Annotated in this window: 11 protein-coding genes; 9 read left to right on the top strand and 2 right to left on the bottom strand. The window is 66.6% G+C overall.

All coding sequences use genetic code 11. From position 1 onward, the window contains the following. Window positions 1-114 precede the first annotated feature (114 nt). From carA to QTI17_RS05955, 5 genes are all read left to right on the top strand, one after another. On the top strand, window positions 115-1,299 hold the full coding sequence (gene carA / locus QTI17_RS05935; RefSeq protein ID WP_286531723.1) for a glutamine-hydrolyzing carbamoyl-phosphate synthase small subunit: 1,185 nt from the start codon (window positions 115-117) through the stop codon (window positions 1,297-1,299). Beyond that, the gene (carB, locus tag QTI17_RS05940) at window positions 1,292-4,513 is read left to right on the top strand and encodes a carbamoyl-phosphate synthase large subunit (RefSeq protein WP_286531724.1); all 3,222 of its coding nucleotides are present in this window, start codon (window positions 1,292-1,294) and stop codon (window positions 4,511-4,513) included. The genes carA and carB overlap by 8 nt, the downstream gene beginning before the upstream one ends. A gap of 59 nt (window positions 4,514-4,572) precedes the next feature. Next, window positions 4,573-5,442, top strand: a complete 870-nt coding sequence (gene kdoO, locus QTI17_RS05945) for a Kdo hydroxylase KdoO (protein ID WP_286531725.1) — start codon at window positions 4,573-4,575, stop codon at window positions 5,440-5,442. 64 nt (window positions 5,443-5,506) lie between these two features. Then, a complete protein-coding gene (greA, locus tag QTI17_RS05950) occupies window positions 5,507-5,983 on the top strand; it encodes a transcription elongation factor GreA (protein ID WP_286531726.1) in 477 nt (158 codons plus the stop codon). 20 nt (window positions 5,984-6,003) lie between these two features. Further along, on the top strand, window positions 6,004-6,417 hold the full coding sequence (locus tag QTI17_RS05955) for a DUF4149 domain-containing protein (protein WP_286531727.1): 414 nt from the start codon (window positions 6,004-6,006) through the stop codon (window positions 6,415-6,417). Here QTI17_RS05955 and QTI17_RS05960 read toward each other — a convergent pair whose 3' ends face one another. Both QTI17_RS05960 and QTI17_RS05965 read right to left on the bottom strand, forming a co-directional pair. Continuing rightward, window positions 6,418-7,188, bottom strand: coding sequence for a glycosyltransferase (locus QTI17_RS05960; RefSeq protein WP_286531728.1), 771 nt, complete (start codon window positions 7,186-7,188; stop codon window positions 6,418-6,420). It lies immediately after the preceding gene. A 2-nt stretch (window positions 7,189-7,190) separates the two neighbouring features. After that, on the bottom strand, window positions 7,191-7,670 hold the full coding sequence (locus QTI17_RS05965; protein ID WP_286531729.1) for a YhbY family RNA-binding protein: 480 nt from the start codon (window positions 7,668-7,670) through the stop codon (window positions 7,191-7,193). 20 nt (window positions 7,671-7,690) lie between these two features. On the opposite strand from QTI17_RS05965, the gene QTI17_RS05970 reads away from it, so the two are divergent. The 4 genes from QTI17_RS05970 (at window position 7,691) to glmM (ending at window position 12,682) form a co-directional block, all read left to right on the top strand. Next, window positions 7,691-8,359 carry an RlmE family RNA methyltransferase gene (locus tag QTI17_RS05970; protein ID WP_286531730.1) on the top strand — a complete coding sequence of 223 codons (669 nt, stop codon included), beginning with the start codon at window positions 7,691-7,693 and terminating at the stop codon, window positions 8,357-8,359. Window positions 8,360-8,509: 150 nt separating this feature from the next. Next, the gene (gene ftsH / locus QTI17_RS05975; protein WP_286522341.1) at window positions 8,510-10,429 is read left to right on the top strand and encodes an ATP-dependent zinc metalloprotease FtsH; all 1,920 of its coding nucleotides are present in this window, start codon (window positions 8,510-8,512) and stop codon (window positions 10,427-10,429) included. Between the two features lie 61 nt (window positions 10,430-10,490). Beyond that, on the top strand, window positions 10,491-11,351 hold the full coding sequence (gene folP / locus QTI17_RS05980) for a dihydropteroate synthase (RefSeq protein WP_286531732.1): 861 nt from the start codon (window positions 10,491-10,493) through the stop codon (window positions 11,349-11,351). Next, on the top strand, window positions 11,348-12,682 hold the full coding sequence (glmM, locus tag QTI17_RS05985) for a phosphoglucosamine mutase (protein WP_286531733.1): 1,335 nt from the start codon (window positions 11,348-11,350) through the stop codon (window positions 12,680-12,682). The genes folP and glmM overlap by 4 nt, the downstream gene beginning before the upstream one ends. Window positions 12,683-12,691: the final 9 nt, after the last annotated feature.

Below are 12,691 nucleotides of genomic sequence, written 5' to 3' on the forward strand. Positions count from 1 at the left end.
GGGCTTTCCCGCTCACACCCCGCCCACAGCGCACGCAAGCCAACTCCTCGACGAAGGTCGCAGCCCAAAGTCTTTCTTGGGTTCGCTTTGGGCGTCATCCATCCGGAGATCCCAGTGCTTTTGTCTCTCAAGGGAAAATTCCCGCCCGCCATCCTGGCGCTTGCAGACGGCACGGTCTTTCTCGGCAACTCGATCGGCGCCACCGGCGCCACGACCGGCGAAGTGGTGTTCAACACCGCCATGACCGGTTACCAGGAAATCCTGACCGACCCGAGCTATTGCCAGCAGATCGTGACCCTCACGTATCCGCACATCGGCAACTACGGCGTCAACGAGGAAGACATCGAGTCCGACAAGATCCATGCCGCCGGCCTGATCATCAAGGACCTGCCGCTGGTCGCGTCCAACTTCCGCAAGACCGCGACGCTGAGCGACTACCTGGTGCGCGGCAAGACGGTCGCCATCGCTGACATCGACACCCGCAAGCTGACCCGCCACCTGCGCACGAACGGGGCCCAGAACGGCTGCATCCTGGGGCTGGCCGAAGGCGAGCAGGTCACGCAGGCCTTGATCGACAAGGCCGTGGCCGCCGCCAAGGCCGCGCCGAGCATGGCCGGCCTCGACCTCGCCAAAGTGGTGTCGGTCAAGGAAACCTACGAGTGGACTCAGACCGAGTGGAAGCTGGGCTCGGGCTACGGCGTGCAGATCACGCCCAAGTTCCACGTCGTGGCCTTCGACTACGGCGTCAAGAAGAACATCCTGCGCATGATCGCGCAGCGCGGCGCGCGCATCACCGTGGTGCCGGCCCAGACCCCCGCGGCCGACGTGCTCAAGCTGCGCCCCGACGGCATCTTCCTGGCCAACGGCCCGGGCGACCCGGAGCCCTGCGACTACGCGATCTCGGCGGTCAAGGAACTGATCGAGACCGGCATCCCGACCTTCGGCATCTGCCTGGGCCACCAGATCATGGCGCTGGCCTCGGGTGCCAAGACCTTCAAGATGAAGTTCGGCCACCATGGCGCCAACCATCCCGTGAAGGACCTGGACAACGGCCGCGTCAGCATCACCAGCCAGAACCACGGCTTCGCGGTCGACGAGAAGACCCTGCCGTCCAACCTGCGTCCGACCCACATCAGCCTGTTCGACAACACGCTGCAGGGCCTGGCGCGCACCGACCGCCCGGCCTTCTGCTTCCAGGGCCACCCCGAGGCCTCGCCCGGCCCGCATGACATCGGCTACCTGTTCGACCGCTTCACGGCACTCATGCAAAGTCACAAAGAAGGACAGAAGAATGCCTAAGCGCACAGACCTGAAGAGCATCCTCATCATCGGCGCCGGCCCGATCATCATCGGCCAGGCCTGCGAATTCGACTACTCCGGCGTGCAAGCCTGCAAGGCGCTGCGCGAGGAGGGCTACAAAGTCATCCTGATCAACAGCAACCCGGCGACGATCATGACCGACCCGGCCACGGCCGACGTCATCTACATCGAGCCGATCAGCTGGCAGACGGTCGAGAAGATCATCGCCAAGGAGCGTCCCGACGCGATCCTGCCGACCATGGGCGGCCAGACCGCGCTCAACTGCGCGCTCGACCTGTGGCGCAACGGCGTGCTCGACAAGTACAAGGTCGAGCTGATCGGCGCCACGCCCGAGGCCATCGACAAGGCCGAGGACCGGCTGAAGTTCAAGGACGCGATGACCAAGATCGGTCTCGGTTCGGCCCGTTCGGGCATCGCGCACTCGATGGACGAGGCCTGGGCCGTCCAGAAGAGCGTTGGCTTCCCGACCGTGATCCGCCCCAGCTTCACGCTCGGCGGCACCGGCGGCGGCATCGCCTACAACCCGGAAGAGTTCGAGATCATCTGCAAGCGCGGCCTCGAAGCCTCGCCCACCAACGAGCTGCTGATCGAAGAGTCGCTGCTCGGCTGGAAAGAGTACGAGATGGAAGTCGTGCGCGACAAGGCCGACAACTGCATCATCGTCTGCTCGATCGAGAACCTCGACCCGATGGGCGTGCACACCGGCGACTCGATCACCGTGGCGCCGGCCCAGACTCTGTCCGACAAGGAATACCAGATTCTCCGCAACGCCTCGCTGGCGGTGCTGCGCGAGATCGGCGTCGACACCGGCGGCTCGAACGTGCAGTTCTCGATCAACCCGAAGGACGGCCGGATGGTCGTCATCGAGATGAACCCCCGCGTCTCGCGTTCGTCCGCGCTGGCCTCCAAGGCGACCGGCTTCCCGATCGCCAAGGTCGCGGCCAAGCTGGCCGTCGGCTACACGCTCGACGAGCTGCGCAACGAAATCACGGGCGGCGCCACGCCGGCCAGCTTCGAGCCCAGCATCGATTACGTCGTCACCAAGATCCCGCGCTTCGCCTTCGAGAAATTCCCGCAGGCCGATTCGCGCCTGACGACCCAGATGAAGTCGGTCGGCGAGGTGATGGCGATGGGCCGCACCTTCCAGGAATCCTTCCAGAAGGCCCTGCGCGGACTCGAAGTCGGCGTCGACGGCCTGAACGAGAAGACGCAAGACCGCGAAGTGCTCGAGAAGGAACTCGGCGAGCCCGGCCCCGACCGCATCTGGTACGTCGGCGACGCCTTCGCGATGGGCCTGAGCGTCGACGAGGTGTTCGCGCTCACCAAGATCGATCCCTGGTTCCTGGTGCAGATCGAGGAGATCGTGAAGATCGAGCTCGAACTCGAAACCAAGTCGCTGGCCGACATCGACAAGGCGACCCTGCTCGCGCTCAAGAAGAAGGGCTTCTCCGACCGCCGCCTGGCGCGCCAGCTGAAGACCACCGACACCGCGGTCCGCGAGAAACGCCGCGCGCTCGGCGTGCGCCCGGTCTACAAGCGGGTCGACACCTGCGCGGCCGAGTTCGCGACCAACACCGCCTACATGTACTCGACCTACGAGGACGAGTGCGAGGCCGCGCCTACCGACAAGAAGAAGATCATGGTGCTCGGCGGCGGCCCGAACCGCATCGGCCAGGGCATCGAGTTCGACTACTGCTGCGTGCATGCCGCGCTGGCGATGCGCGAGGACGGCTACGAGACCATCATGGTCAACTGCAATCCCGAGACCGTCTCGACCGACTACGACACCAGCGACCGGCTCTACTTCGAGCCGCTGACGCTCGAGGACGTGCTGGAGATCGTCGACAAGGAAAAGCCGACCGGCGTGATCGTGCAGTACGGCGGGCAGACCCCGCTCAAACTCGCGCTCGACTTGGAAGCCAACGGCGTGCCGATCATCGGCACCAGCCCCGACATGATCGACGCCGCCGAAGACCGCGAGCGCTTCCAGAAGCTGCTGCACGAGCTCGGCCTGCGCCAGCCGCCGAACGCCACCGCGCGCACCGAGCCGGAAGCGCTCGAGAAGGCCGCGGCGCTGGGCTACCCGCTGGTGGTGCGCCCGAGCTACGTGCTCGGCGGCCGCGCGATGGAGATCGTCCACGAGCAGCGCGACCTCGAGCGCTACATGCGCGAGGCGGTCAAGGTCAGCAACGATTCGCCGGTGCTGCTCGACCGCTTCCTCAACGACGCGGTCGAATGCGACGTCGACTGCCTGCGCGACGCCGAAGGCACGACCCTGATCGGCGGCGTGATGGAGCACATCGAGCAGGCCGGCGTCCACTCGGGCGATTCCGCCTGTTCGCTGCCGCCCTACAGCCTGAAGGCCGAGACCGTGGCCGAGCTCAAGCGCCAGAGCGCCGCGATGGCCAAGGCGCTGAACGTGGTCGGGCTCATGAACGTCCAGTTCGCGATCCAGGAAAAGGACGGCCAGGACGTGATCTACGTCCTCGAGGTCAATCCGCGCGCTTCGCGCACCGTGCCCTACGTGAGCAAGGCGACCGGCATCCAGCTGGCCAAGGTCGCGGCGCGCTGCATGGCCGGCCAGTCGCTGAAGTCGCAGGGCGTCACCAAGGAAGTCACGCCGCCGTACTTCAGCGTCAAGGAGGCCGTGTTCCCGTTCGTCAAGTTCCCGGGTGTCGACACCATCCTCGGCCCCGAGATGAAGTCCACCGGCGAAGTGATGGGCGTGGGCAAGACCTTCGGCGAGGCCTTCGTGAAGTCGCAGATCGGCGCCGGCACCATCCTGCCCAAGTCGGGCAAGGTGTTCGTGTCGGTCAAGAACAACGACAAGGCACGTGCCGTCGAGGTCGCACGCGGCCTGGCCAAGCTGGGCTTCGAGCTGATCGCGACCAAGGGCACGGCGGCGGCGATCAACGCCGCGGGCATCGCCTGCGCGGTGGTCAACAAGGTGACCGAAGGCCGCCCGCACATCGTCGACATGATCAAGAACAACGAGATTGCGCTGGTCATCAACACGGTCGAAGAGCGCCGCAACGCGATCGCCGATTCGCGCCAGATCCGCACCTCGGCGCTGCTGGCCCGCGTGACCACCTTCACCACGATCTTCGGCGCCGAAGCGGCGGTCGAAGGGATGCAGCACATGGACGAGCTGGGCGTCATTTCGATCCAGGAAATGCACGCGCAGCTGGCCTGATCGAGCGCAAGGTCTTGCCGGTGGGATGGCCGCAGAATAAGGTCGAAGGAGACTTTTGCATGGAGAACCAACTCGTCGAGCTCGCGCTGAGCGACTGGAACGCGGCCACGCCGAACGAGGCGTGGATCGCGGCGCTCGAGGCCGGCAAGGTGCTGTACTTTCCGCAGCTCGGTTTCCGGTTGCAACCCGAAGAGCAGGCGCTGCTGTTGCCCGCCGTGCTGTCGCCCGACGTGCGCAACATCAGCCTGGACGCGAACGGCCGGATCAAGGGCGTGGCCGGCGACGAGGCGCGGCAACAGGCGGTGGCCGCCATGGTCGGGCGCTTCCGGACCCAGGCGCAGACCTTGATCCACGGCCTGCTGCCGCACTACGTGCCGGCCCTGCGCCTGGCGCCGACCAGCTACCGGCCGGCGCAGGTCGAGACGCGCGTGCAGTCGTGGCGCGCCGACGATCGCCGCCTGCACGTGGATTCGTTTCCGTCGCGCCCCAACTACGGCGAGCGCATCCTGCGTGTCTTCACCAACGTCAATCCGCAGGGGGCGCCGCGGGTCTGGCGAGTCGGCGAGCCGTTCGAGGCGGTCGCCGCGCGCTTCCTGCCGCGTGCCAAGCCCTATTCGCGCTGGCAGGCAAAGCTGCTGCGCGCGCTGCGAGTGACCAAGTCGCTGCGCAGCGAGTACGACCACCTGATGCTGCAGCTGCACGACGGCATGAAGTCCGACCTGGACTACCAGGAAAAGTGCGAGCAGCAGACCGTGCCGTTTCCGGCCGGATCGGTGTGGGTCTGTTTTTCGGACCAGACCTCGCATGCCGTGATGTCGGGCCAGTACATGCTCGAGCAGACCCTGCATCTGCCCGCCGCAAGGCAATACAATCCTGATTCCAGCCCGCTCGCGATCCTGAGCCGGCTGACCGGACGCACGCTCGTCTGAACTTTTTTCTCCCATCGACCGCCGAACGGCAGCGTTCGGCGGTTTCGCTTTCTGGAGCAACGAAATGGCCACCATCCCGATCACGAAACGCGGCGCCGAGAAGCTGCGCGAAGAACTGCAACGGCTCAAGACGGTCGACCGTCCGTGGGTCATCAACTCGATCGCCGAGGCCCGGGCCCAGGGCGACCTGAGCGAAAACGCCGAATACGAGGCCGCCAAGGACCGCCAGGGCTTCATCGAGGGCCGGATCCAGGACATCGAGGGCAAGCTGTCGGCGGCCCAGGTCATCGATCCGACCGCGCTCGATGCTGGCGGCAAGGTGGTCTTCGGCTCGACGGTCGAACTCGAGGACGAGAAGACCGGCGAGGCGCTCAAGTACCAGATCGTCGGCGAGGACGAGGCCGACCTCAAGCTCGGGCTGATCAACGTCTCCAGCCCGATCGCGCGGGCGCTGATCGGCAAGGAAGAGGGCGACACCGCCGAGGTGCAGGCCCCTGGCGGCATCAAGCGCTACGAGATCGTCGCCGTCAGCTACCTCTGAGCGGCGTCGGCCGCCCGCGCATGAAAGACCGCATCGCCCTGCTGGTCGCCGCCTTCTGGTGGGGCAGCCTGTCGACCATCGGCTTCCTGGTGGTGCCGATGCTGTTCGCCCGCCTCGGCAGTCCGGCCGTGGCCGGCAACATGGCGGGCCAGCTGTTCGCGGCCCAGACCTGGGTCGCCCTGGCCTGCGGCCTGGTGCTGCTGGTGCATTTCCGGGCCCAGGCCGGCGAACGGATGGATGCCGCCGCGCGGACCATCACCGGCTGGGTGATCACCGGCTTGCTGCTGGCCTTGCTGCAGCAGTACGCGGTCGCCCCGCGGATCCTGGCGCGCGAGAACCTCAAACTCTGGCACACGCTGGGCAGCGCCATGTACCTGGGTCAATGGCTCTGCGCAGCTGTCGTGCTCTGGCGCATGGGGCGCAGGGCGGCCTGATCAGGCCTTCCAGAAGCTGGTGATCCAGCGCGCCGGCCGGATGAACCGGAAGCGACGGTTGCGCCGTCCGGCCAGCGCGTCGGGCGGATTGCATTCGCCGTGAAACACCATGATCCGGGCGCCTTCGGGCACGAAGGGTTCGCGCCAGTAGTTGGTCGGCCAGGTCGGGATCCCGTGGTACTTGAAGCTCGGGCACCACGCTTCGGGCCAGTAGGCGAGCTTGCCTTGGCGGTGCATGAAGTCCGACAGGTAGGCCTGCTCGTTGCGATATTCGGTCTGCACCGCATCCATGTTCTGGCGGAAGTTCGCCAGCACGTCGGGATGTGCACCCAGCTCGAAGCGGTACACCGAGGAGTTCCCGGTGATGCGCCGGCGCCGCCAGGGGCGCTCGTAGTCGTGGATGATCAGGAACTCGCCGGGCTGCTCGAAGAAGGCATCCAGGCTGCCGACCACGACGACGTCGAGGTCGACGAACAGGGCGGTGCCGCGCAGCCCGTACAGGTCGGCCTCGAAGGTGGTCAGCTTCTTCCAGGCCCGGTCGGGCTGGCCCGGTGCCAGTTCGAGGTCGAGCGGCGGGATCGGAAAGCACTGCACCTCGCTGCGGATGCCCTTGGCATCGTCGGTCAGGCAGACGAAGCTGAAGTCGCCCGTCAGGTGGCGCCGCACCATCGCATAGAGGCGGTTGACGTAGTCGGGCCCGTACTTGGTGCCCCATTTCATGCACAGGACGTGCCGTTGGCGCGGGGGCTTGCCCGCAGTCTCGCTCGGCATCCTCAGTCTGCCTGGTTCCGCTTCTTGGCCGACAGCGGCCGCTTGGCCTTGGCGCGCTTGATCGTGCCGCCGGGGGTCAGGCGCTGGTTGCCGAGCACCCGCAGGGTCTTGATCTCGGGCCGCTGGCCGGCGCGCTTGCTGTATTTGATGATCTTGACGTCGCGCGGGCCGGGCATCCGGTCTTCGTCGATCGTGCGTTCCTTTTCGGGGATCGGCCGCCACAGCACCAGCAGCTTGCCGATGTGCTGGATCGGCGCGGCGTCCAGCTGGTCGGACAGGGTCTGGAGCATGGCTTCGCGCGCCGCGCGGTCGTCGGAGAAGACGCGCACCTTGATCAGGCCATGGGCCTTGAGCGCGGCGTCGGCTTCCTTCAGGACGGCGGGGGTGAGCCCGTCGCCGCCGATCATGACGATCGGGTCCAGATGGTGCGCTTCGGAGCGGTGCACCTTGCGCTGCGCAGGGGTAAGTTGAATGGCGGGCATCCCCGTATTATCGAGTGTCAATGAATCCCAAACCGAAAACGAAGAAGCTGAACAAGGCCTGGCTGCACGATCACCTCAACGATCCCTACGTGAAACTGGCCAACCGGGAGGGCTACCGGGCCCGCGCCGCGTACAAGCTCAAGGAGATCGACGAGACGCTGGGCCTGATCAAACCCGGCCAGCTGGTGGTCGATCTGGGCTCGACGCCGGGCGCCTGGAGCCAGTACGTCCGGCGCCGGATGTCCCCTGCGGGCGCGGCCTCGGGCGAGCTGGCCGGCACCATCATCGCGCTCGACATCCTGCCCATGGAGCCGATCGAGGGCGTGACCTTCCTGCAGGGCGACTTCCGGGAGGACGAGGTGCTGGCCCGGCTGGCGATCGCCATGGACGGCCGGCTGGCCGACGTGGTGGTGTCCGACATGGCGCCCAACCTGTCGGGCATCGCCTCGGCCGACACTGCCCGCATCGCCCACCTGATCGAGCTCGCCATCGAGTTCGCCCGCGAGCACATGAAGCCCGAGGGCGCGCTGGTCGCCAAGCTGTTCCACGGCAGCGGCTACGCCGAGCTGACCCGCCTGTTCAAGGACAACTTCCGGACCGTGAAACCCATGAAACCCAAGGCTTCGCGGGACAAATCCTCGGAAACCTTCATGGTCGGCATCGGACTCAAGCGGCCGGATACCAATTGATACGTGCCAAAAACCGCTTGTGCCCTATGGCTGCTCTAGGGAATTTACGGGTTTTCGCAGGTTGAAAAGCCTAAAATGGGCACCAATTGCCGCAGACAGTGCGCTTTTTCTGTTCCCTAATTTTTTGCGCGCCCCCGACTGGAGTTTCGTTTGAACAATCAGTGGTTTTCCAAAGTTGCCGTTTGGCTCGTCATCGCGATGGTGCTGTTCACTGTGTTCAAGCAGTTCGACACCCGCGGCGCAGCCGGCGCAGGCAACATCGGCTACAGCGACTTCCTCGAGGAAGTTCGCGGCAACCGCATCAAGAGCGCCACCATCCAGGAAGGCCAGGGAGGCAGCGAGATCGTCGCCATCACCAATGACGACCGGAAGATCCGCACCACCGCCACCTACCTCGACCGCGGCCTGGTCGGCGACCTGATCGCCAACAACGTCAAGTTCGACGTCAAGCCGCGCGAAGAGGGCTCGCTGCTCATGACCCTGCTGGTCAGCTGGGGCCCGATGCTGCTGCTGATCGGCGTCTGGGTCTACTTCATGCGACAGATGCAGGGCGGCGGCAAGGGCGGCGCCTTCAGCTTCGGCAAGAGCAAGGCCCGCATGCTCGACGAGAACACCAACCAGGTCACCTTCGCCGACGTCGCGGGCTGCGACGAGGCCAAGGAAGAAGTCAAGGAAGTGGTCGACTTCCTGAAGGACCCGGCCCGCTTCCAGAAGCTCGGCGGCCGCATTCCGCGCGGCCTGCTGCTGGTCGGCCCTCCGGGCACCGGCAAGACCCTGCTGGCCAAGAGCATCGCCGGCGAGGCCAAGGTTCCGTTCTTCTCGATCTCGGGTTCCGACTTCGTCGAGATGTTCGTCGGCGTGGGCGCGGCCCGCGTGCGCGACATGTTCGAGAACGCCAAGAAGAACGCGCCCTGCATCATCTTCATCGACGAAATCGACGCCGTCGGCCGCCAGCGCGGTGCCGGCCTGGGTGGCGGCAACGACGAGCGCGAACAGACCCTGAACCAGATGCTGGTCGAGATGGACGGCTTCGAGACCAACCTCGGCGTGATCGTGGTGGCGGCGACCAACCGTCCCGACATCCTCGATGCCGCCTTGCTGCGTCCGGGCCGTTTCGACCGCCAGGTCTATGTCACGCTGCCGGACATCCGCGGCCGCGAACAGATCCTCAACGTCCACATGCGCAAGGTGCCGCTGGGCCAGGACGTCAACCCGAGCATCATCGCCCGCGGCACGCCCGGCATGTCGGGCGCCGACCTGGCCAACCTGTGCAACGAGGCCGCATTGATGGCCGCTCGCCGCAATGCGCGCGTGGTCGAGATGCAGGACTTCGAGAAGGCCAAGGACAAGATCTTCATGGGCCCCGAGCGCAAGAGCATGGTGATGCCCGAGGAAGAGCGCCGCAACACGGCCTACCACGAGTCCGGCCACGCGCTGATCGGCAAGCTGCTGCCCAAGTGCGACCCGGTCCACAAGGTCACGATCATTCCGCGCGGCCGCGCGCTCGGCGTGACCATGAGCCTGCCGGCGCAAGACCGCTACAGCTACGACCGCGAGTACATGCTGAACCAGATCAGCATGCTGTTCGGCGGCCGTATCGCCGAAGAAGTGTTCATGCACCAGATGACCACCGGCGCCAGCAACGACTTCGAGCGTGCGACCCAGATCGCCCGCGACATGGTGATGCGCTACGGCATGACCGAATCGCTGGGACCGATGGTCTACGCCGAGAACGAGGGCGAGGTGTTCCTGGGCCGTTCGGTCACCAAGACCACCAACATGAGCGAGTCGACCATGCAGAAGGTCGACGCCGAGGTTCGCCGCATCATCGACGAGCAGTACGCCCTGGCGCGCCGCCTGATCGAGGAGAACAGCGACAAGATGCATGCCATGGCCAAGGCCCTGCTCGAATGGGAAACCATCGACACCGAGCAGCTCGACGACATCATGGCCGGCCGCGCGCCGCGCCCGCCCAAGGACTGGACGCCGCGCATCCCGCCGTCGAACAGCGGCGGCGGCAGCGGCGGCACCCCGGCGGTCAATCCCGACCCGGCACCGACCGCCGCCTGAGCATGACGCTTTCGCAGATCACGGGGCCTCGGGCCCCGTTTTTCTTTGGGTCCTTGCGCGCATGACGACGGTCTGGCGCACGACGCGCTTCGCCATCGACCTGGCGCGTCCCCAGGTCATGGGCATCGTCAACGTCACGCCCGACTCGTTTTCCGATGGCGGCGCGCACGCATCGAGCGAAGCCGCGCTGCGGCATTGCGTCCAGCTGATCGAGGAGGGCGCCGACATTCTCGACATCGGCGGCGAATCCACTCGCCCCGGCAGCCCGGCGGTGCCGCTGGAGGTCGAACTCGCGCGGGTGCTTCCGGTGGTGCGGGAGGCCGTGACACTGCAGGTGCCGGTGTCCGTCGACACCTACAAGCCCGAGGTGATGCGCGCCGTGCTGGACCTGGGCGCCGACATCGTGAACGACATCTGGGCGCTGCGACAGCCTGGGGCGATGCAGGCGGTGGCGGCGCATCCGTCTTGCGGGATTTGCCTGATGCACATGCACCGCGATCCCCAGACGATGCAGGCGGCGCCGATGGACGGCGACGTGGTGCCCGTGGTGCGCGGCTTTCTCGAGCGGCAGGCGCGGGCGCTGGCCGGGCTGGGGGTCGAGGCGTCGCGCATCGTGCTCGACCCGGGCATCGGCTTCGGCAAGACCGTGGCGCAGAACTTCTCGCTGCTGGCGCGTCAGCGCGAACTGCTCGCGGCGGGCTGGCCGCTGCTTGCCGGCTGGTCGCGCAAGTCCTCGATCGGCAGCGTCACCGGCATCGCGGAGGCCGGCGAGCGCACGGTCCCGAGCGTGGCCGCGGCCGTGCTGGCGGTCGATCGCGGCGCGGCGATCGTGCGCGTGCATGATGTGCGCGAGACCGTGGCCGCACTCGCCGTGTGGCGGGCGATGGCCGAGCAAGAACAAGAACAGGAAACGAACCCATGACAAGACAATACTTCGGCACCGACGGCATTCGCGGCACGGTCGGCCAGCCCCCGATCACCCCCGACTTCGTGTTGCGGCTCGCCCATGCGGTCGGCCGGGTGCTCAAGAAGACCGAGTCGCGGCCGACCGTGCTGATCGGCAAGGACACCCGCATCTCGGGCTACATGCTCGAATCCGCGCTCGAATCCGGCTTCAATTCGGCCGGTGTCGACGTTGTCCTGCTCGGCCCGCTGCCGACGCCCGGCGTGGCCTACCTGACGCGTGCCCAGCGCGCCAGCCTGGGCGTGGTTATCAGCGCCAGCCACAACGCCTTTCCCGACAACGGCATCAAGTTCTTCAGCGCCCAGGGGACCAAGCTCAGCGACGAATGGGAGCTGGCGGTCGAAGCGGCGCTCGAAGAAGCGCCGGTGTGGGCGGATTCGGCACAGCTCGGCAAGGCGCGCCGCCTCAACGATGCACCGGGCCGCTACACCGAATTCTGCAAGAGCACCTTCGCCAACGACCTGACCTTGCGCGGCATGAAGCTGGTGGTCGATGCCGCGCACGGGGCCGCCTACCAGGTGGCGCCGCAGGTCTTCCACGAACTCGGTGCGGACGTCATCAGCATTGGCTGCGCGCCCGACGGCCTCAACATCAACAAGGGTTTCGGCGCCACCCATCCGCAGGCCCTGATCGATGCCGTTCGGGCGCAGGGCGCGCACTACGGCATCGCGCTCGACGGCGATGCCGACCGGCTGCAGCTGGTGGATGCCGACGGGCGCCTCTTCAACGGCGACGAACTGCTCTACCTGATGGTCATGGAGCGCATCGCGCGCGGCGACAAGCCGGCCGGCGTGGTCGGGACGTTGATGACCAACAAGGCGGTCGAGGTGGCGCTGAAGCGGCAGGGCATCGAATTCGTGCGGGCCAAGGTCGGCGACCGCTATGTGCTCGAAGAGCTCGAAAAGCGCCGCTGGCTGCTCGGCGGCGAGGGCTCGGGCCACTTGCTGGCGCTCGACCGCCACACCACCGGCGACGGCATCGTGAGCGCGCTCCAGGTGCTGCAGGCCTGCGTGCGCAGCGGCCGTAGCGTGGGCGAATTGCTGGCCGGCGTGAGCTTGTTCCCGCAGACCCTCGTCAATGTGCGGCTGGCGGAAGGGCAGGACTGGAAGTCGAATGCGGCGCTGGCGGCCGAGAGCGAACGTGTCGAGCGGGAGCTCGGCGACAGCGGGCGGGTGCTGATCCGTGCCAGCGGCACCGAGCCGCTGCTGCGCGTGATGGTCGAAGCGCGCGATGCGGCGCAGGCCGAGCGCTGCGCGCGCAGCATCGCCGAGACGCTGAGCCTCGCCTGACGCAGTGCC

The sequence above is a fragment of the Variovorax sp. J31P179 genome (genome assembly GCF_030316985.1).
Lineage (GTDB): Bacteria > Pseudomonadota > Gammaproteobacteria > Burkholderiales > Burkholderiaceae_C > Variovorax > Variovorax ginsengisoli_B.

Excerpts from the sequence above, each read along its gene's own strand:
- carB (WP_286531724.1), top strand. The coding sequence starts at position 1,292 with ATGCCTAAGCGCACAGACCTGAAGAGCATCCTCATCATCGGCGCCGGC.
- kdoO (WP_286531725.1), top strand. The coding sequence starts at position 4,573 with ATGGAGAACCAACTCGTCGAGCTCGCGCTGAGCGACTGGAACGCGGCC.
- greA (WP_286531726.1), top strand. The coding sequence starts at position 5,507 with ATGGCCACCATCCCGATCACGAAACGCGGCGCCGAGAAGCTGCGCGAA.
- QTI17_RS05955 (WP_286531727.1), top strand. The coding sequence starts at position 6,004 with ATGAAAGACCGCATCGCCCTGCTGGTCGCCGCCTTCTGGTGGGGCAGC.
- QTI17_RS05960 (WP_286531728.1), bottom strand. The coding sequence starts at position 7,188 with ATGCCGAGCGAGACTGCGGGCAAGCCCCCGCGCCAACGGCACGTCCTG.
- QTI17_RS05965 (WP_286531729.1), bottom strand. The coding sequence starts at position 7,670 with ATGCCCGCCATTCAACTTACCCCTGCGCAGCGCAAGGTGCACCGCTCC.
- QTI17_RS05970 (WP_286531730.1), top strand. The coding sequence starts at position 7,691 with ATGAATCCCAAACCGAAAACGAAGAAGCTGAACAAGGCCTGGCTGCAC.
- folP (WP_286531732.1), top strand. The coding sequence starts at position 10,491 with ATGACGACGGTCTGGCGCACGACGCGCTTCGCCATCGACCTGGCGCGT.
- glmM (WP_286531733.1), top strand. The coding sequence starts at position 11,348 with ATGACAAGACAATACTTCGGCACCGACGGCATTCGCGGCACGGTCGGC.